Genomic DNA, 19,832 nt, shown 5'->3' with positions numbered 1-19,832 from the left:
ATTGAGAATGTATAGATTTGAAAAGAGAAAGGTACTTTCCCCCTTTTATCTGGTATAATGTTGTTGTGAAGACTAACACCCCAGAAAGGAGATAAGTACCTTTGAACAACATTATATCAGTTTTACTACTATACATTCAATTACAATATCAAATTATTATATATCTTATGTGTTGCGTTCTTGGCAAACACTCTCCCCGCAAGTATTACGATGAGCCTGTTAAAAAACCCTACCGTAAGCTTGTGGTAGATGAAATGCCTATTATTAAAACCCTTGAGAAACTTGATTACAAAAAGCTTATTGCTGATCAGCTTAAAGCTACTGGCAAACTCATTACCCCAGTGAAGAGAAGGAAACCTTCTACTGTCCCTGAAACTATAACCTGCCCCAGATGTAATGCCCCTCATGATTACCTGTACGATAATACAGGTGGCAGAGGTCAGTATTTATGCAAGGTTTGTGAGTGTACCTTCAATAAGAAGAACTACTATCTCAAAAACCTTTTATTCTGCTGCCCTCACTGTGGTAAGGTTCTTACTCAACAAAAGCAGCGTAAGGACTTTAATATCCATAAGTGTAAGAATCCTAAATGTCCATATTACCTTAACAAACTTAACTCAATGTCTGCTGAAGAAAAGCTACGTTATGAAGCTAATCCCCATGACTTTAAGCTGCACTACATCTATAGAGAGTTTAATATTGATTTTGAACCTCTTGCAAAGAAAGCCTCGCAGCCCAATACTGTGAATTTATCAAGATTATCTGTTTCTCCTCACATTCTTGGTCTTATCCTTACCTACTACGTAAACTTCGGTATGTCTTCAAGGCAGACTGCTGCATTGATGCGTGAAGTCCATGGTGTAAGTGTTTCCCACCAATCGGTACTAAACTACGCAGATGCTGTTGCCCGTAATATTAAGCCTTTTATCGACAACTACAAGTATAGCCCGTCTGGCTCCATCTGTGGCGACGAGACGTATATCAAGGTTAATGGTAAATGGCATTATGTGTTCTTCATCTTTGATGCGGTAAAAAAGATTATTCTCTCTTATCCGGTATCTCCTAATCGAGATACTGTTACTGCTATCAAGGCATTGGACGATACCCTATCCAAATTTGAAAACATACCTGATGATCTTACTCTAATCTTTGATGGTAACCCCATCTATATACTAGCTCAGCATTACTTCGCCCAATACGGTATTCACTTTGATATCAAGCAGGTTATCGGCCTTTCTAATGATGATCCTGTCTCTGAGGAATACCGCCCTCTCAAACAAATTATTGAGAGACTCAACCGCACCTTCAAACGTGATTACAGGCCTACCAATGGTTTCAATAGTTTTGATGGTTCTGTGTCGTTCTTAACCCTATTTGTTGCCTATTTTAATTTTCTAAGGCCACACTCAACATTGGAAGGTAAAGTTCCAGTAGTATTGGAAGAACTATCTGCACTTCCCAATATGCCTGCCAGATGGCAGATACTTATTAAGATGTCACAGGCCTATATTAAAACACAACAATCAGCTTAATCATTTTCTCTATATAAATAAATCAAAAAATGATATAGCAGTAGTCACCGGACCTGTGGAGTTTGTGGGTAACCCGCTGCTTTTAGGGGTGTGGGTAACCTGTGTGCAAAGTGTTGGCAACATGCTTTTCGTTGTCAATGCTTTGTGCACAGGTTATCCATGCCCCGGGCGGGTTATCCATAAACTCCATAGGTCTATTAGATAGTACCTCGCCATTCAGGAACATGCCATGGCACATTCCTTCTTCGTGCAAATCTTCAGTATTTAAATCTCAATGTACAACATTACAATTTTTGTTATTATTGGTAGCTCAACTTCATGTTTTCATAGAACTTTTGACACTACCAAATATAATTAATACCAATTTATCACAATAAAAATTTGTGGTCAATAATAAAATTAAACCTATTAACTGGAGGTCTGTGGTTATATTTATTAAAAAACAGTAGATTATTTATCCATAAAAAGGTATAATGATAATGAAGGATTAAGAATGGTGGCAGTCAGAATATATTTTATTGTTAATTTAAGAGAATTAAAAATTCTGCATTTTCCATTCTGCATTCTCAATTTTATAAATTGGGGGCATGAGCATGAAGATTAGTTTTTCTACATTAGGTTGTCCTGAGTGGTCCTGGGAGGATATTGTAGCCACTGCTAAAGATTTTGGCTATGATGGTATTGAAGTTAGAGGTATCGAAAAAGAGCTTTATGTTCCTAAAGCAAAACCTTTTTTACCCGGTGAACTTGCGGGTACTAAAAAACATCTTGATGAACTGGGATTGAGTATATCCTGCATTACCTCGTCCTGTTATTTGCACGTCAGTGAAAAAAGGGAACAGTATATTCATGAAGCAAAGGAATACATAGACCTCGCTGCACAGCTTAGCGCACCTTATGTAAGAGTGTTAGGCGACACAGACCCTCAGCCGGGAGAAAATGTTGATGTTCAAGGTGTTATTGCAGCATTAAAAGAGATTGGAGAGTACGGATTATCAAAGAAGGTTATGGTACTCATAGAGACCAATGGTGTTTTTGCCAGTTCAGATGTATTGAAAGAGGTTGTGCAGAAAGTAAATAACGATGGCGTGGGAGTACTGTGGGACATCCATCACCCCTATAGGTTTATGAATGAACCTTTAGAACAAACCTATAATACGTTAAAAGAATATATTAAGCATATACATATCAAGGATTCCATTGTCCGGCAAGGAAAGATACAGTATAAGATGATGGGACAAGGGGATATCCCTATAAAGGAGTGCCTGACCCTGTTGAAGAGAGACGGGTATGGAGGATTTATCTCCCTTGAGTGGGTAAAGCGATGGTATGCAGACCTTGAAGAACCGGGTATCGTATTTATGCAGTTTGAAAACTATATAAGAGACATGTGGAATCAAATCTAAAAAATGGGTGCGCGCAGCGCATCCATTTTTTATGCAATAAAAGAAGAGGTTACGGGTTATACTAATAAAATGAATATAGATGTGTATATATATTATTACTATTTAAAGGAAGCTGCTGAAAATATATGAAGATAATAAAGAATAAATGGAAACTGGTATACATCCTTCTATCTGCATTTTTTCTGAGGTTATTAATAGCACCTGTTATTCAAGGCCATCCTACAGATATTTACTGTTTTAAATTTAAATCATGGGCAAACCATGCAGCATCAGTAGGATTATCTAAGGCATCCTATCCCTATGCTACTGTCAATGCGTTTAATTTATTTGCGTTGTTTGGTGGAAACTGGGTGTCCGGCTCTACAAAAGTGATGTTTCTCTCCTATGAGATATGGGGCTACATATTTATAGTAGGAATCGTTGCTTTTTCTTTATATATCTATTTCAAAAGTGAAGATGTATCCAGGTTTTATTTTATAAGTATGTTTATTATTACTGCTGTATTTGTCATAATAGCAAAGATGCACGAACGCTATCTGTTCCCTGCAGTAGTACTTGCTGTTATAACCTATATATATACAAGGGATAAGAGGATTTTATACTTACTAGCTGGACTTAGTTTTACCCATTTTGTAAATGTAGCTTATGTGCTGCTATGCAATGCAAAAGGGGTTTACCAGATTCCACGGTTTGATGGTGTACTGATGTTTATATCAGCGGTGAATGTAATTTTTTTGGCCTGCATGGCTAAAGTAGGATTAGATATTTATATAAAACGAAAGTACCTGATTTTGGATACTAATTTTGTAGAAAAGAGAGAAAAACAAAGAGGGATACTTAATAGAAAGGATTTTTTATTATTGGGAATTCTCACTCTAATATATTCAGTCATAGCATTTTATAACCTGGGTTCCTTTAGAGCTCCTCAAACCTTTTGGAAGCCGGCCAGGATGGGAGAGAGTTTTTATGTTGATTTCGGAGAAACAAAAAATATTGAAAGGGTCTACTATTTTGGAGGCATTGGAAAGGGAAAGTATGAAGTTGATTTTTCGGAAGATGCTCGAATATGGGAGAATATTACGAATATCTATCATGAAGATTCAAAAATATATATTTGGAATATTTTAAAGAAAAGCTTTCGTGCAAGATATGTAAAGTTGACAGTTACAGAAGCAGGGGCCAGGCTTAATGAGCTTGTTTTTTTTGAAAAGAATAGCCGCAAGCCTTTAGAAGTTAAGTCTATTATAATAACAGATACAGACCCGACAACTGCAGGGAATCCTGGAAAACTATTTGATGAGCAGAATACAGTTACATATGAACCATCATTCATGAACGGGATGTATTTTGATGAGATATATCATGCGAGAACAGCTTATGAGCATCTGTATCAAATTGAACCTTATGAATCAACCCATCCACCTCTTGGTAAAATTTTTATTGCTATTGGCATCGCTTTGTTTGGAATGACCCCCTTGGGGTGGAGGGTTGTCGGTACCTTATTCGGAATAGGGATGATTCCCCTGATGTATGTGTTTGCAAAAGAACTTTTTAATAAAACTGAATATGCCTTTTTTGCAGCATTTTTAATGGCTTTTGATTTTATGCATTTTACCCAGACAAGAATTGCGACTATAGATGTATACGGGGTATTTTTTATTATATTAATGTATTATTTTATGTACAGATATTATTATATGAACTGCCAAGAACTGTTTCTATATATCACAAATAATAATGAAAATAGTTTGAGCAGCGGCTTCACGGGTTTTACTCCCCACTCCCCACTATTTACTCCTCACTATTTTCATATGAACTTTTACAGTATTGAATTCAGGAGGACTTTAATTCCTTTGGGACTTTCAGGCTTGTCTTTTGGTTTAGGGATAGCAAGTAAATGGATTTGTCTTTATGGGGGAGTAGGGTTGGCGCTCATATTTTTCACAACACTATATAAAAGATATAAAGAATACAGCTATGCAAAGCGACGCTTGAGAGATGCTTCTGTAAAAGCAGGCAAGCCGGCTGTAGAAAGATTAAGATATGTCGTAAGAATATTTCCATCATATAGTAGAAATACTATACTATGGTGCATGTTGTTTTTTATCGTGATACCATTCATCATTTACTTTTTATCCTATATACCCTTTATGATAGTACCGGGACCAGGCCACGGGCCTATGGATGTAGTAACCTACCAGATACATATGTATAACTATCATAAAACGCTGAAGGCGAGCCATCCGTTTTCTTCCCCATGGTGGCAGTGGCCGCTTATTATAAGGCCTGTATGGTATTATGGAGGGCAGGAACATTTAGGCGCAGATAAGATGTCCAGTATTGTGGCAATGGGAAATCCGGCAATTTGGTGGACAGGTATTCCGGCAGTATTTGCAGCAGCGGTTATGAGTATGAAAAATAGGGATAGCCGTATGTATATTGTATTGGTAGGGCTTGCTTCACAATACATACCATGGGTGCTGGTGCCGAGGCTGACATTTATGTATCATTTTTTTGCCAGTGTGCCTTTTGTTATTCTGTGTATAGCGTATGTAATTATGAGAATAAAAGAAAGGTATCCCCATTATGGATATATAATTTACGGATACATGACTGTAGTGCTTGGTGTGTTTGTCATGTTCTATCCCGTTCTATCGGGTACAGTAGTAGACAAAGCCTACGTAACAAGATTTTTGAGATGGCTGCCGAGTTGGATATTCTATTAGGCACTTTTTCAGCAGTTTCGGCAAATTCCATGAACTACAAACTACGGACTATGAACTAAAAAAGGAGGTAATTTAGATGAAATCAGATATACAATATTCAATCATTATTCCAGTGTATAATGAAGAGAAGGTAGTTAACGAGACATATAAAAGATTAAAGCAAGTCATGGATACTACCGGTGAAAGTTATGAGTTGATTTTTATAAATGACGGCAGCAAGGATGATACTGCCCAAATCATACAGGATTTATGCAGGAAAGACACAAATGTCAAGCTTATAAATTTTTCAAGAAACTTTGGACACCAGATTGCGATTAGTGCGGGGATGGACAATGCAGCAGGGCGGGCTGTTGTAGTAATTGATGCAGACTTACAGGACCCCCCTGAAGTGATTCTTAAGATGGCAGAAAAGTGGAAACAGGGTTATGAGGTTGTATATGGCAAGAGAATGAAAAGAAAAGGTGAGAGCTTTTTTAAGAAATTTACAGCAGTTGTTTTTTACAGGCTGCTCAGGAGCTTAACCAATGTTGATATTCCTGTTGATACGGGTGACTTTAGATTGATTGACCGCAGGGTATGTGATGTGATGAAAGGATTAAAAGAAAAAAATAGATATGTACGAGGATTGGTAAGTTGGGTAGGATTTCGCCAGGCAGCAGTTGAATATATAAGAGAGGAAAGGTGGGCAGGAGAAACAAAATATCCCCTGAAAAAGATGATACGGTTTGCCCTGGATGCCATAACATCCTTTTCCTATAAGCCTTTAAAGGCTGCAACCTATCTAGGGCTAACGCTGGGTATTACAAGTTTTCTTTATCTGATGATTGTGTTTAATCAGACGCAATTTGTCCAAACTGCAGTGGCGCCATCGGTATCTATCGGTATGGCAAACCTGATTTTTAAAGGTGCCATAGCGATAAATCTGGTTTTTAATGCTGCCATATTATTGGTGTTAGGAATAATTGGTGAATATGTAGGGAGAATCTATGATGAATCAAAAGATAGACCGCTATATATTATAAAAAATAAAGTAGGCTTTGATTATGATAAAAGGAATAATGAGACTCATCAGTGAGTACAAAAAATTCATCCGGCAGTTTATAAAATTTAATATTGTAGGTGTGTCCAATACATTGGTAGATTTTGGAATATTTGTTATCTTAAATATAATGGGAGTATTTTATATTTATGCCCAGGTGATATCTTACGGCTGCGGTATTATGAACAGCTATATACTTAACAGGTATTGGACATTTAATTATAAAGGAATATCACATCACTTTACCATTTTTAAGTTTTTAGGAGTGAATCTATTATCATTGGGGATATCGCTTGCATTCCTATATATATTTCGGGATTATGCAGGTATCAATATTTTAGCCAGCAAAATAATTTCTACTTTTTTCTCTATGACAATCAATTTTTTTGGAAGTAAGTTCTGGGTTTTTAGTATTCCTTCAGGCTAAGTTTGTATTGAATCTGGAAAATATGAACTTAGCCTTGTTTTATTAAAAAAAGTATTAAGTTTGTATAGGTATTATGTTACAATAATGATAAGTAAATAGTAGGGACCTAAAAGTTAGAGGTGAATAGGATGGATAAAAAACAAATATTTGTAGTTGATGATGAAATGCATATTCGTGAATTGATTCAATATAATCTTCAAAAGCATGGCTATGAAGTAACTACCTTTGAAAAGGGTGAGGATCTCCTGCAAAAGCTTAAGCAAAGCCCGGCGGATATGATTTTGTTGGATCTAATGCTTCCGGGAATGGACGGGTTGGATGTTTGCAGGACACTGCGTTCTATGGATGAAACCAAGCACATACCCATTATTATGCTTACTGCAAAAAGTGAAGAATTTGACAGGGTTTTAGGCCTGGAAATGGGAGCGGACGATTATATTACCAAACCATTTAGTGTTCGGGAACTGGTCGCACGAATCAAGGCCGTATTTCGTAGGACAAATTATGAACCGGAGGCGCAGACTGAAACGGGAACCATTCATATAAAGGATATTACCATTAATCTAAATAAGCGGGAAGTTTACAAAGGGGATAAACTGCTTCAGTTAACACTTAAGGAGTTTGAACTTTTGAAAATACTTGCACTCAATAAAGGGCATGTATTGTCCAGGGATGTCTTACTGGATAAGATTTGGGGTTATGATTACTGCGGTGAAACAAGAACTGTAGATGTTCATATCAGGCATTTAAGGAAATTGATTGAGGACGAGGCGGAAAATTATATCGAAACGGTCCGGGGCGTTGGTTATAAGTTGAAGGGATAGGAGAATAATGGTCATGCAGAAAAAGATCATGATTAATTATATCCTAATAGTATTGCTTGGCACGCTAATCACCGGGGTATTTTCCTATCAAGTAGCCCAAAAACATTATGTCTCCGAAGTAGAAAATAAGCTGTTGGTTGTAGGGCATTTGATAAAAAAAGAAGTCCAGTTGATAAATGGAACTCGCAATACAGATAAATTAAATGAGCTTGCTGTGGATTATGGAGCAACAACAAAAATCCGGGTAACTTTTATTAATAAACAGGGGGAAGTCTTGGGGGACTCATCTACAGATTATACAACTCTTGAAAACCATGCAAATCGTCCGGAAATTATAGAGGCTTTTGAATATGGCATTGGTGAGAGTACCCGCTATAGTACTTCTATAGGAAATTATCTGAAATATGTGGCTATAAGAGTAGAGGGAGAGCCTGAACCTATCGTGCTTAGGTTGTCCATTCCTATTGAGGATATCAACAATATAAGGGAAAAAATGGTTTCCTATATTGCCCTGGGAATTTTTGTTGCATTTGTTATTGCAGGTCTTTTGGGAATACAATTCACCAATAAATTCACCAAACCTGTAAAGCAGTTAACAAACTTTGTTAGAAGTATTGCAAAGGGAAATTTTAAGGGAAGTATAAACATTGATGTCAACAATGAAATTGGTGAACTTGCGCATTCCTTTATGCACATGAAGAATGAACTGGATAAGACCATTACGGAACTATGGCAGAAAAATGTTGAAATGGAAACCATCATTAACAGCATGATCGGTGGATTAATTGCGTTAGATAACGATAATCGCATCATTTTAATAAACAATACTGCTATAAAGATGTTTAATATTAAAAATAAAAAGATTATAGGAGAAAATATCCTTCTGGTAGTCCGCAACCATGCTTTCAATCAATTTCTAAAGGAATACAGTGATGTTTTAACGCCTGAGAAACAGCAGGTTCTTGATATTCAATATGATGATAAATATTATAAGATTTACCGTTCACCCATAGAAACCAAAGCAGAAAAAAATAGTGTTATAGGGACGCTCTTTATCATACAGGATGTAACTAACATCCGAAAATTGGAACAGATCCGAAGTGAATTTGTATCTAACGTTACTCATGAATTAAAAACTCCTCTCACTTCTATTAAAGGATTTATTGATACTTTAAAGAGTGGAGCCATACATGATGAGGAAGTTGCAGAGCGCTTTCTTGATATTATTGACATAGAAGCAGAAAGACTTACCGTGCTTATTGAGGATATTCTTGAACTTTCAGAGATAGAAACAATGAAACAGGATGTACGCATAGATGATTACAATTTAGAGGATATTATAAAAGAAGTCATTGATATTGTTTCGCAGAATGCAGAGAAGAAAAATGTACAGGTATATTATGATATGGAACCCTCCATCTCACAGGTACATGTCAATAGGGACCGGTTAAAACAAATGTTGATTAACCTTGTGGATAATGGAATCAAATACAACAACCCCGGTGGCGAAGTGCAGATTGTATGTAAAAGATTCAACAAAAATATAGAGTTTCATGTTTGTGATAACGGTATAGGAATTGCGAACGAACATATTCCACGACTGTTTGAAAGATTTTACAGGGTAGACAAAGGGCGTTCCAGAAACCAAGGGGGGACGGGATTAGGTCTTTCGATTGTGAAACATATTGTAAACTTATATAATGGAGATATTCAGGTGAAAAGTGAAGTTGGAAAAGGAACAGAGTTCATAATTAGATTGCCTATTGCGATATAGTTATTTAACAAATTTAGCATAAGGGGGGAAAGGCATGAGTACAAGGCATGGATTTGATGAAAGTTTGCGGGATTTGCACTATGATGTTGTACGTATGGCAAGTTTGGTAGAGAAGTCTATTGAAGAAGCTATTCTTGCTTTAAAACAAAAAGATAAAGAACTGGCACAAAAGGTAATACAACAGGATGACGAAATAGATGAGATGGAAAGAGCCATAGAAAAAAAGTGCATCAGGTTGATAGCTACCCAGCAGCCCCTGGCAAAGGATTTAAGACTGATTACATCCATATTGAAAATGATCACTGACCTGGAGAGAATTGCTGACCATTCTGCAGATATTAGCGAACTTATACTAAAGATTGCAGATGAAGAATATATAAAACCGTTGGTAAATATTCCTAAAATGGCATCCGTAGCCCGTGATATGGTTAGGAGCGCTATAGATGCATACATCAATAATGATATAAAAATGGCAGAGGATGTTTGTTCCAAGGATAGTACCGTAGATAATTATTTTGAGTCCATTATTAACGATTTGCAGGAACTTATGAGAAAAAACCCTCAGAATATCAATCAGGCTACCACCTTTATATTTATAGTCAAATATATAGAAAAAATCGCTGACCATGCAACAAACCTGGGGGAATGGGTAATTTATATTATTACCGGAAGGCATGAGAGTTTAAATACGTGAGTTTAAATAAACATTTGCTTTTTATTTGCGTATATATTAAAATAGTGAGGGAAAATAGGCGGAAATCATTACACAGTTTAATATATAAATAACACTAAGTATGTTACATTATTGTTATTTTGTTCACGGTTCACAGTTCTCAGTTCACAGAAATTAGCCAAGAAAATACCGTGAACCGTGAACTGTGAACTAAAATAGACAATGTAAAGTACTTAGTAATACTTATATAGTAAAAATATTTTTATCATTTTATAAAGAGGTACAGTACATGGAGTTTATTTCTGAAATCTTTGGACAATTACGTAATGAGTTAACAGTTCTCGCAATAGCTGCAGTGCCTGTATTGGAATTGCGAGGAGCCATTCCGGTAGGTATGGCGATGAATATGGACTGGAAAGTAGTATATATATTAAGTGTGTTGGGAAATCTAATACCAATACCATTTATTATTATATATATGCGGCCGCTGTTCTCATTTTTAAGGAAAACCAAATACTTTCAAGGAATAATACAACGGATTGAGCAGAGAACCATGAAGAAAGCTGAAACGGTAATGAAGTATAGTGCTTTTGGATTGTTTATATTTGTTGCAATTCCTTTTCCGGGTACCGGGGCATGGACGGGGGCTATGATAGCAGCGATGCTGGATATGAGAATGAAATATGCGATACCGGCTATATCCTTAGGGGTAATTGCTGCCGGTATTTTGGTAATGAGTATAAGCTATCATATATTTTAATGGTTGACTATTTTGTCGATATATGCTATATTATACTCGAATTAAATTAATAATAATTGTTTCCTTATCAAGAGAGGTGGAGGGACAGGGCCCTGTGAAACCCGGCAACCTGCGTCAGCGAAGGTGCCAATTCCTTCAGAATAAATGTTCTGAGAGATGAGGAGAAAGTGTGGTTAATTACCCCCTCTTACTGTCAGCAAGAGGGGTTTAATATTTTTATAAAAGGAGAGAACGTTATATGTCGAGAAAGTTATTTACATCAGAATCTGTTACTGAGGGACATCCAGATAAAATCTGCGATCAAATTTCTGATGCTGTTTTGGACGCAATATTTGAAAAGGACCCAATGGCAAGAGTAGCCTGCGAAACATCTGTTACTACCGGGCTGGTATTGGTAGCAGGAGAAATTACCACCAGCTGTTATGTAGATATCCCCAAAATCGTAAGAGAAACAATTCGTGGAATAGGTTATGATAGAGCAAAATATGGCTTTGACTGTGATACGTGTGCTGTTTTGACTGCAATAGACGAGCAATCCCCTGACATTGCTATGGGGGTTGATAGAGCGTTGGAAGCTAAAAAAGGTGAAATGAGTGAAGAAGAGATAGCTGCGATAGGTGCAGGAGATCAGGGAATGATGTTTGGCTTCGCTTGTGATGAAACCCCTGAATTAATGCCTATGCCTATTGCACTTGCACATAGAATGGCAAGAAAACTGGCTGAAGTAAGAAAGAATGGTACTCTTGAATATCTCCGTCCGGATGGAAAGACTCAGGTAACTGTTGAATATGAAGATGACAGACCTGTTAGAATAGATACAATTGTCGTATCCACCCAACACAGTCCTGAAGTGGATCATGATACAATTGAAAAGGATATCATGGAGCATGTAGTTAAGCCTTCTGTTCCTGCAGAGTTATTGGATGCGCAGACCAAATATTTTATCAACCCAACCGGAAGGTTTGTTGTAGGAGGACCACAGGGAGATGCAGGCTTAACAGGAAGAAAGATTATCGTAGATACTTATGGTGGATATGCTCGTCACGGAGGCGGCGCTTTCTCAGGAAAAGATCCTACAAAAGTTGACAGATCTGCTGCCTATGCTGCAAGATATGTTGCAAAGAACGTTGTAGCTGCCGGATTGGCAAGAAAATGTGAAGTACAGCTTGCATATGCTATCGGTGTAGCAAAGCCTGTTTCAGTATTGGTAGAAACCTTCGGAACTGCAAAGATTCCGGAAGAAAAGATCCAAGAGCTCATTGTTAAGCATTTTGACCTGAGACCTGCCGGCATTATCAAGACTCTTGACCTGAGAAGACCAATATACAAACAAACCGCTGCTTACGGACACTTCGGAAGAACAGACGTAGATCTTCCATGGGAGAGAACAGATAAGGCGGAAATACTTAAGAAGGAAGCAAGCCTTTAATAGAATTGAGATATGTAAAATACTTGGTGCGTTCCATGTAATTTCAGAAACATAACTAAGCCTATCATTGGAATTTTTTTGATAACTCCAATGATAGGTTTTTGTTTATTTTTTTACAAACGCCCATACTGCAAATAAAGTACAAAAAACAAGGTTTCACCAAAACAACAGCATCCGCATATAGTAGTAGTGGGGTGATGCAACATGCTGGACATTCTTATTCAATCCCTGGTTTGTTTCTTTGCTGTGTACGGTGCAATCCAGATGGGATTTAATATCTATAATACTTTAACTGGCATACAGTATAAAAAAGATGATATATACATAATTGTTACCGTTAAAAATCAGCAAGACACAATAGAGGGGATCATCCGGTCGATTGTATGGCGGAGCTTGAATAATCATCACGGGGGGACCGTACCCAATATTTTAGTAGTCGACATGGGTTCAACCGACGATACGTTGAAAATACTGAATAAACTCTGTGGAGAATATGATTTCATTCAGGTTACTGATAGTGAAGGGTATATGAAAATACTACAGAAAATAATACATTAATAAAGTAAACGGCACAAATAATGATGAAAATATGCTTGATTGCTCAGGGCTTCGACATGGGGACGGTTCCTCAGTCGCATGAAAAGCGCATTCGACAGACGAACCGTCCCCAAGTCGCATCCCTTCTTCCTGCTAAAACGGACTTTTTTTGTGGTTTCGGTTTTACTCCTCACTCCCCACTATTTTCATATTTATATAAAAACTCCTTCACTCCAGCCTTCAAATGATGTATACTTAAAACAAATAAGCCTGTTTTATAGGGATTGACAACAGTTAATAAAAAGTTATAAAAAGTCATAAATTAATGTTGACATTTATAATTTAGTATAGTCTAATACAATTAGAGGTGGTTAATGTGAAGTATTATACTATACATGAGTTTTCTAAATTAGTTGGAAAAACTCCTCAAACATTAAGAAACTGGGACAAAAAAGGATTACTTATTCCACATCATACAGGTGCTAATGGATATAGATATTATTCGCATGACCAATTAAAACAAGTATTAAATATTAAAAAAGATAGATTGTTAAGATTTGGTTTTGAATTGGTGGAATATATATCTAATCTGTATGGATGTGAAATTGAAGTAATAGATAGTACAGAAAAAACTGAACAACAAGAACTTGTTGAAGATTTAGTGCAAATAATAACTGTATTTTCTTGTAAACTTCAAGGTAAAAGAGCAAACAAAGCACGTAAAATGATTGAGGAGTTGACCGAAGATGATAAAGACAATTAGAGTACAATTATTACCTAACAATAAACAAAAGACTTTATTAAAGAAATGTGCAGATGTAGCACGATGGGCTTATAATTGGGCTTTATCTAAGCAATTAGAAAATTTTAAAAACGGTGGCAAGTTTATAAACGATGAAGAGTTAAGAAAGGAACTAACACAACTAAAGAAAAATCCTGAATATAATTGGTTAAATGAAGTTTCAGCACAAATACCAAAACAAGCAATAAAGGATTTATGCATAGCTTATAAAAACTTTTTCAGAATAGAAAATAAACATTATTCTGAAAAAACTAAGAAAAAAGCATTAAGACAAGGTAGACAATTGACAGTTTATGATTTAGAAGGACATCCAAAATTTAAAAGCAAAAAAGATGTACAACAAGGGTTTTATCACAGAGAAGATTTAGGACATTTAAAATTTAAAGGTGATAAAGTAAAACTTGAAAAGATAGGATGGATTAAACTATCTGAAAATAGAATCGAATTACAAACAGCGGAAAAATTTTATAATCCAAGAATAAAATTTGATGGTTTTAATTGGTTTATAACCGTAAGTATTGATTATAAACCTACCAACAACCAAAAGTATTCAGATGGAATAGGCATTGACTTAGGAGTTAAAGATTTAGCAGTAATTAATGATGGTAGAAAAATACCTAATATTAATAAGAGTCAAGAAATAAGAAGATTAAATAAAAAATTAAAAAGACTCCAACGTAAATTATCAAGAAAATATGAAAAACAAAAAGAAGGAGGTGTAAACCGTTATAAGAAAACTAAAAACATTATTAAGTTGGAGTGCCTTATTCGTAAAGTCCATAAAAAAATAAAAGACATTCGTACAAATTATTTACATCAAGAAACTGCTAAACTGGTGAAAGCCAAGCCAGAGTTTGTGTGTATGGAAAATTTAAATATTAAAGGTATGGTTAAAAACCATAAATTAGCAAAATCCGTACAAGAACAAATGTTTAGCGAGTTTCGTAGAATAATGGAATATAAATGTAAATGGAATCATATTAGGTTTATAGTAGCAGACAGGTATTATCCATCAAGCAAGACATGTAGTGAATGTGGATATATTTTAGATAAGATGTCTTTATCAACAAGAAAATGGGTGTGTCCTGAATGTGGAATAATGCATGACAGAGATATAAATGCAGCTATAAATCTAATGAAATATGGAAAATCAGCATAATTCACTTAACGAATTATGTTGGTATGTACGGTGTCGTTACATCGGAATTTAAGCCTTTGGAGAGTCATACCAAACGCAAGTAGGATTCCGAAAGCGGACTCTAGGAATAAGGAAAAGAACATAAAAGCTATAAAATTTATAACTTTTTATAAGTTTCTTATAACGGGACTAAGGATTGGAAACGATTGAAGCAACGGTAGAAGAGATAGTTTTTGTAAATGAAGGCAACGGTTTTACCGTGTGTGACATTAACTATAATAAGGAACTGGTCACTGCTGTAGGATATATGCCCTATCTTAGTGTAGGAGAAACTGTCAAGCTGGTAGGAAACTGGGTTACCCACCATGACTATGGTGAACAGTTCAAGGTAGAATATTACGAGAGGGTGCTGCCGTGCACCGTTGCAATGATCCAGAAATATCTGGCTTCCGGGGTTATTAAAGGAATTCGTGAAGCTACTGCCCAGAAAATTGTGGACAAGTTCGGAGAAAAAACATTGGAAATTATTGAGAATGAACCAGAGCGTCTGGCGGAGATAAAGGGAATCAGTGTAAAAAGGGCGGCTGAGATAGGCCAGAGCTTTTGGGAACAGAGGGAAGTCCGCAAGGTTGTAATGTTTTTGCAGCAGTATGGGGTTACCCCGAATTATGCGGTAAAAGTATATAAAAAATTTGGTAACGATGCAATAGACCAAATCAAAAAGAACCCCTATATATTATCAGAAGAAATATACGGGATTGGATTCAAGACTGCTGACAAGATTGCATTAAGTATGGGAATAGAACTTAATGATGTGGAGCGGGTAAAAGCCGGGGTAAAGTATGTACTTACCTATAATAATAGCTCTGGAGGCCACACATTTCTGCCCAAAAATGTCCTTGTACAATTATCGGCAGAGTTATTGCAGGTCTCAGTCCAGGAGATAGAGTATGCCATTATTTCCATGATGGTGGATAAATCGGTTTATGTAGAGAAAATGAAGGATATGGAAGCGGTATATCTTGCTCCTTTCCATCATGCAGAAATGAGTGTTGCCCGGCGGCTTATGAATATTGCATTTGCACAAATGCAAACAGAATTACAGGATATTGATAGAGAAATCGCGGATATAGAACAGGAGATAGGTATTACTCTGGCTGACCAGCAAAGAGAAGCAGTTAAGGAAGCATTGTGCAATGGTGTATTGGTAATAACCGGAGGGCCGGGAACAGGTAAGACTACAACAATTAATACTATTATTAAACTGATGGAAAAAAGGGGTTACTCTATTGCGCTGGCAGCTCCCACAGGGAGAGCATCAAAAAGAATGTCAGAAATGACCGGGAAAGAAGCCAAGACTATACACCGGCTATTGGAGATCGGTTATATGGATGAGGGAGACCAGTTGCAGTTTGCCAGAGATGAGTCCAATCCGCTGGATATAGATGTAGTGATTATTGATGAAACTTCCATGGTAGATATCCTTTTGATGAATGGTCTTTTAAAAGCAATTACCCCTGGCGCACGCCTGGTCATGGTAGGAGATGTAGACCAATTACCTTCCGTTGGACCTGGAAATGTTTTAAGAGATATCATAGAGAGCGGTATGGTGAAGGTTGTCAGGCTCACTGAAATATTCCGGCAGGCCCAGGAAAGCATGATTATTGTCAATGCACACAGGATTAATAAAGGGGACTACCCTCTACTTAATGTAAAAGACAAGGATTTTTACTTTATGGCAAGGGATACTGCACCGGAAATTGTATCTTCCATTGTGGAACTCTGCAAACACAGGCTTCCGGCATTTTACGGTTACGATTCCATCCAGAGTATTCAGGTACTTACTCCTATGCGCAAATCTCCGGTGGGCATAATAAATTTAAATGCGGAACTGCAAAAAGTGCTCAATCCTCCGTCGAAAGACAAAAAGGAGAAAGTTTTTCGTGATTGCCTATTCCGTGAAGGCGACAAGGTGATGCAGATTAAAAACAATTATAATATAAGATGGGAAAGAATAAGTGACCAAGAGGAAGGTACGGGAGTATTCAACGGAGATGTAGGGTATATCCAGAAGATTAATGACGAAGAAAGCACTATGACCATTATTTTTGACGATGATAAAAAAGTAGAATACGACTACAATCAGCTGGATGAACTGGAACTGGCCTATGCAATTACGGTACACAAAAGCCAGGGAAGCGAATTCCCGGTTGTTGTAATGCCCATGTTCCCAGGTCCTCCCATGCTCATGTCAAGAAATCTCTTGTACACCGCCCTCACCAGGGCCCGGGAGCTTGTAGTACTTGTGGGTAAAGAAGGTACCATCAAGATGATGATAGATAATAATAGAGAGATGAAGAGATATTCGGGGTTGGCGGAGAAGCTTAGAAAACAGCTTTGATTTTTTGAGATAAAGATAAAGATTTGATACAAGCCTTGGAAATTCTATACCTTGAAATTCTGGCGGATGGGACAATCACAAAAAATGGAGTGTGAGACTATGCCGAATGAAGCATCGTACATAAGACGTGTTACTGACTTTATTTTGGACCTCATTTTCCCACCCAAATGTATTTTCTGCAATACTATTCTATCTCCGGGTGTGGAACTGGAAATATGTATGGAATGCTATGACAAAATCCCTTTTATCCAGGGAAAAGTTTGTAATACATGCAGCCAGCCTATCGATACTCCCTATGGTCCTGAACAATGTATGGACTGCAGGGATGCACATCATTATTTCAAGCAGAATATTTCTCCTTGCGAGTATAAAGGAATTATAAGAGAGGCAATTGTCAAATTCAAATTTTTTGGAAAAAAGCACTATGCAAAAACTTTAGGTCAATTAATGTTGAAAAAAATAAAACAAATGACAAATTTACCGACTTTTGATATAATTATATACACACCTCTCCATGAGAAAAGATTATCGGAAAGAGGATTCAATCAGGCAAAACTGCTGGCAGAGATAATTTCACAGGAGTTAGGGTGCCGCCTGGGAGAAAATATCCTCTTAAAAGTAAAAGAGACCTTACCTCAGAGCAAATTAACCCGGCAGCAAAGACAAGAAAATATCAAGAATGTCTTTCAAATTAGTGATAAAAATATAGTACAGGGTATGAAAGTACTATTAGTAGATGATGTATATACCACCGGAATGACGGTAAATGAGTGTTCCAAATTATTAAAAAAAGCAGGCGCAAAAGAAATATTTGTTGTTACTGCAGCGATAGGAAAGGGTACATATTAGATCGGGGGGATAATCAATGTATGCAAAAAATTGTGCAAGGTGCGGTAAGATGTTTGCTCATCTTTCAGGACCGCCGCTGTGTCCTGCATGCCGGGAAGAAGATGAAAAGGACTTTAAAAGAGTAAAAGAATATTTATACGATCATCGGGGAGCCAGCATGACGGAAGTTTCCGAGGCATTGAATATCTCGATATCCAAATTAAAACGCTTTCTTAAAGAAGGACGAATAGAAATAATGGAAGATTCAAATTTTGTACTGCAATGTGAAAGGTGTGGGGCTTCTATAAGAAGCGGGCAGTACTGTGATGCATGTTCCAAGGAATTAGCCGATGAATTAAAGGGTGTTGCAAGCCAGGTAAAGGATAAACGGCCGGATGAAGCTGATGGATATAAGAAAGCAGAAAAGATGCGATATTTAAGCAGGGATAATATAAGATAATTATAAGAATGAAGGAAAGCCCAAGGGCTTTTCTTTTTTTGCAATTATTGTGTAAATTATTTCTCTCTAGCTGCCGATAATAATATTGACATGATAAAAGCAATGTGGAGAAGGTGAAAAATTATGCGCATACCCGGTGATTTTTCTAAAATAATAGGTGTCTATAATAAAAACAAAAAGATTGAAAAGGCAAATAATATACAAGGAGTAGAAGGTAAGAAGGATACTATATCCATATCCAGCCAGGCAAAGGACTACCAGTTAGCTCTCAAAGCAGTACGTCAAGTGCCGGATATAAGGGAAGAAAAGGTAAGAGAGATGGAGCAAAAGTATTCGAGCGGAACATACAATATCTCCAGTGAAGATGTAGCGGATAAAATAGTAAGTAAATTTCTAGATAAAAAAGTATGAAGCGTGGGTAGTGGATAGCGGGTAGTGGGTAGTGGGTAGTGGGTCGAGAATAAGCTGTCTGCCATTCACTGACCATCATATGTCATATAAAGAAAAATATTTGATGAGAATAAAGGATATGGTGGTTATGTATGCAAAATATGCTTAATGAATTGTTTGATATTCTTGGACAGCAGGTACGGGTATATGAAAACATCTTAAAATTGTCAAAGGATAAGACCGAAATAATCGTTGCCGGAAAGGTTGCTGAACTCGAGAATCTTGTAAAGTTAGAGCAGGCATTAGTGGTGCAAATAGGACGGCTGGAACAGCAAAGGGAAGTAATTGCCGGTAAAATTGCTGCCATATTGAAACTGGATAAGCAAAGTTTGACCATATCAACCCTAATGAAACATTTAGACAAATCCCAGCAAGAATTTTTAAAAAGCTACGAGCAGAAGATGACAAAAATTCTAGATGAGTTAAAAAACACGAATGATCTAAATGCCAAGCTCATAAAACACTCATTGGAATATATAGAATTTTCCATGAATGTAATCACAAATGCATCTGTGCCTGGAAATGTGTACGAGGGTAAAGGAAATACCAGAGAATCTAGAGGGACGAAGAGTATATTTGATGTAAAACTATAGATGGCAATTGAGAATGGAGAGTGTCAATTCTCA

General features: G+C 36.8%; 18 protein-coding genes and 1 riboswitch. All 18 genes read left to right on the top strand.

The window, feature by feature from the left end:
• The first annotated feature begins 167 nt into the window (after window positions 1-167).
• The 18 genes from CIB29_RS09225 (at window position 168) to CIB29_RS09140 (ending at window position 19,799) form a co-directional block, all read left to right on the top strand.
• A complete protein-coding gene (locus CIB29_RS09225; protein WP_207653086.1) occupies window positions 168-1,532 on the top strand; it encodes a DDE-type integrase/transposase/recombinase in 1,365 nt (454 codons plus the stop codon).
• Between the two features lie 593 nt (window positions 1,533-2,125).
• Window positions 2,126-2,938 (top strand): sugar phosphate isomerase/epimerase family protein, encoded by an 813-nt coding sequence (locus tag CIB29_RS09220; RefSeq protein WP_094548970.1) that lies wholly within the window; start codon window positions 2,126-2,128, stop codon window positions 2,936-2,938.
• Between the two features lie 125 nt (window positions 2,939-3,063).
• The gene (locus CIB29_RS09215; RefSeq protein ID WP_094548968.1) at window positions 3,064-5,664 is read left to right on the top strand and encodes a glycosyltransferase family 39 protein; all 2,601 of its coding nucleotides are present in this window, start codon (window positions 3,064-3,066) and stop codon (window positions 5,662-5,664) included.
• Window positions 5,665-5,740: 76 nt separating this feature from the next.
• Window positions 5,741-6,739, top strand: coding sequence for a glycosyltransferase family 2 protein (locus tag CIB29_RS09210; RefSeq protein ID WP_094548966.1), 999 nt, complete (start codon window positions 5,741-5,743; stop codon window positions 6,737-6,739).
• Window positions 6,708-7,130, top strand: a complete 423-nt coding sequence (locus tag CIB29_RS09205; protein ID WP_094548964.1) for a GtrA family protein — start codon at window positions 6,708-6,710, stop codon at window positions 7,128-7,130. Before CIB29_RS09210 ends, CIB29_RS09205 begins: the two co-directional genes overlap by 32 nt.
• A 128-nt stretch (window positions 7,131-7,258) precedes the next feature.
• Window positions 7,259-7,954, top strand: coding sequence for a response regulator transcription factor (locus CIB29_RS09200; RefSeq protein WP_094548962.1), 696 nt, complete (start codon window positions 7,259-7,261; stop codon window positions 7,952-7,954).
• 13 nt (window positions 7,955-7,967) lie between these two features.
• The gene (pnpS, locus tag CIB29_RS09195) at window positions 7,968-9,728 is read left to right on the top strand and encodes a two-component system histidine kinase PnpS (protein ID WP_198543815.1); all 1,761 of its coding nucleotides are present in this window, start codon (window positions 7,968-7,970) and stop codon (window positions 9,726-9,728) included.
• Window positions 9,729-9,762: 34 nt separating this feature from the next.
• Window positions 9,763-10,422, top strand: a complete 660-nt coding sequence (phoU, locus tag CIB29_RS09190) for a phosphate signaling complex protein PhoU (protein WP_094548959.1) — start codon at window positions 9,763-9,765, stop codon at window positions 10,420-10,422.
• 268 nt (window positions 10,423-10,690) lie between these two features.
• Window positions 10,691-11,161, top strand: coding sequence for a COG2426 family protein (locus tag CIB29_RS09185; protein WP_094548957.1), 471 nt, complete (start codon window positions 10,691-10,693; stop codon window positions 11,159-11,161).
• A gap of 61 nt (window positions 11,162-11,222) precedes the next feature.
• A riboswitch (SAM riboswitch) is annotated at window positions 11,223-11,324 on the top strand.
• Between the two features lie 75 nt (window positions 11,325-11,399).
• On the top strand, window positions 11,400-12,590 hold the full coding sequence (gene metK / locus CIB29_RS09180; RefSeq protein ID WP_094548955.1) for a methionine adenosyltransferase: 1,191 nt from the start codon (window positions 11,400-11,402) through the stop codon (window positions 12,588-12,590).
• 204 nt (window positions 12,591-12,794) lie between these two features.
• A complete protein-coding gene (locus CIB29_RS09175; protein ID WP_094548953.1) occupies window positions 12,795-13,148 on the top strand; it encodes a glycosyltransferase in 354 nt (117 codons plus the stop codon).
• A 355-nt stretch (window positions 13,149-13,503) separates the two neighbouring features.
• Window positions 13,504-13,890 carry a MerR family DNA-binding transcriptional regulator gene (locus CIB29_RS09170; protein ID WP_094548951.1) on the top strand — a complete coding sequence of 129 codons (387 nt, stop codon included), beginning with the start codon at window positions 13,504-13,506 and terminating at the stop codon, window positions 13,888-13,890.
• On the top strand, window positions 13,874-15,088 hold the full coding sequence (locus CIB29_RS09165; RefSeq protein WP_094546563.1) for an RNA-guided endonuclease InsQ/TnpB family protein: 1,215 nt from the start codon (window positions 13,874-13,876) through the stop codon (window positions 15,086-15,088). The genes CIB29_RS09170 and CIB29_RS09165 overlap by 17 nt, the downstream gene beginning before the upstream one ends.
• 175 nt (window positions 15,089-15,263) lie before the next feature.
• Window positions 15,264-17,468, top strand: coding sequence for an SF1B family DNA helicase RecD2 (gene recD2 / locus CIB29_RS09160; protein WP_094548949.1), 2,205 nt, complete (start codon window positions 15,264-15,266; stop codon window positions 17,466-17,468).
• 99 nt (window positions 17,469-17,567) lie between these two features.
• Window positions 17,568-18,317 carry a ComF family protein gene (locus CIB29_RS09155; protein ID WP_157910261.1) on the top strand — a complete coding sequence of 250 codons (750 nt, stop codon included), beginning with the start codon at window positions 17,568-17,570 and terminating at the stop codon, window positions 18,315-18,317.
• Window positions 18,318-18,333: 16 nt separating this feature from the next.
• Window positions 18,334-18,756 (top strand): hypothetical protein, encoded by a 423-nt coding sequence (locus tag CIB29_RS09150; RefSeq protein ID WP_094548945.1) that lies wholly within the window; start codon window positions 18,334-18,336, stop codon window positions 18,754-18,756.
• A 123-nt stretch (window positions 18,757-18,879) separates the two neighbouring features.
• Window positions 18,880-19,167 carry a flagellar biosynthesis anti-sigma factor FlgM gene (flgM, locus tag CIB29_RS09145; RefSeq protein ID WP_094548943.1) on the top strand — a complete coding sequence of 96 codons (288 nt, stop codon included), beginning with the start codon at window positions 18,880-18,882 and terminating at the stop codon, window positions 19,165-19,167.
• A gap of 131 nt (window positions 19,168-19,298) precedes the next feature.
• Window positions 19,299-19,799 (top strand): flagellar protein FlgN, encoded by a 501-nt coding sequence (locus tag CIB29_RS09140; RefSeq protein WP_094548941.1) that lies wholly within the window; start codon window positions 19,299-19,301, stop codon window positions 19,797-19,799.
• The last annotated feature ends 33 nt before the right edge of the window (window positions 19,800-19,832 follow it).

Origin of the sequence: Petroclostridium xylanilyticum (assembly GCF_002252565.1) — a bacterium.
In the GTDB taxonomy this organism is placed as follows: Bacteria; Bacillota; Clostridia; order SK-Y3; family SK-Y3; genus Petroclostridium; species Petroclostridium xylanilyticum.
Note: the sequence above shows the minus strand (reverse complement) of the source record. Positions and strands in the feature narration are given on the sequence as shown.

Coding starts and splice junctions, on each gene's coding strand:
- flgM (WP_094548943.1), top strand. CDS start 18,880: ATGCGCATACCCGGTGATTTTTCTAAAATAATAGGTGTCTATAATAAA.
- pnpS (WP_198543815.1), top strand. CDS start 7,968: ATGCAGAAAAAGATCATGATTAATTATATCCTAATAGTATTGCTTGGC.
- CIB29_RS09220 (WP_094548970.1), top strand. CDS start 2,126: ATGAAGATTAGTTTTTCTACATTAGGTTGTCCTGAGTGGTCCTGGGAG.
- CIB29_RS09215 (WP_094548968.1), top strand. CDS start 3,064: ATGAAGATAATAAAGAATAAATGGAAACTGGTATACATCCTTCTATCT.
- phoU (WP_094548959.1), top strand. CDS start 9,763: ATGAGTACAAGGCATGGATTTGATGAAAGTTTGCGGGATTTGCACTAT.
- CIB29_RS09155 (WP_157910261.1), top strand. CDS start 17,568: ATGCCGAATGAAGCATCGTACATAAGACGTGTTACTGACTTTATTTTG.
- CIB29_RS09175 (WP_094548953.1), top strand. CDS start 12,795: ATGCTGGACATTCTTATTCAATCCCTGGTTTGTTTCTTTGCTGTGTAC.
- CIB29_RS09210 (WP_094548966.1), top strand. CDS start 5,741: ATGAAATCAGATATACAATATTCAATCATTATTCCAGTGTATAATGAA.
- metK (WP_094548955.1), top strand. CDS start 11,400: ATGTCGAGAAAGTTATTTACATCAGAATCTGTTACTGAGGGACATCCA.
- CIB29_RS09200 (WP_094548962.1), top strand. CDS start 7,259: ATGGATAAAAAACAAATATTTGTAGTTGATGATGAAATGCATATTCGT.
- CIB29_RS09225 (WP_207653086.1), top strand. CDS start 168: ATGTGTTGCGTTCTTGGCAAACACTCTCCCCGCAAGTATTACGATGAG.
- CIB29_RS09205 (WP_094548964.1), top strand. CDS start 6,708: ATGATAAAAGGAATAATGAGACTCATCAGTGAGTACAAAAAATTCATC.
- CIB29_RS09185 (WP_094548957.1), top strand. CDS start 10,691: ATGGAGTTTATTTCTGAAATCTTTGGACAATTACGTAATGAGTTAACA.
- CIB29_RS09140 (WP_094548941.1), top strand. CDS start 19,299: ATGCAAAATATGCTTAATGAATTGTTTGATATTCTTGGACAGCAGGTA.
- CIB29_RS09165 (WP_094546563.1), top strand. CDS start 13,874: ATGATAAAGACAATTAGAGTACAATTATTACCTAACAATAAACAAAAG.
- CIB29_RS09150 (WP_094548945.1), top strand. CDS start 18,334: ATGTATGCAAAAAATTGTGCAAGGTGCGGTAAGATGTTTGCTCATCTT.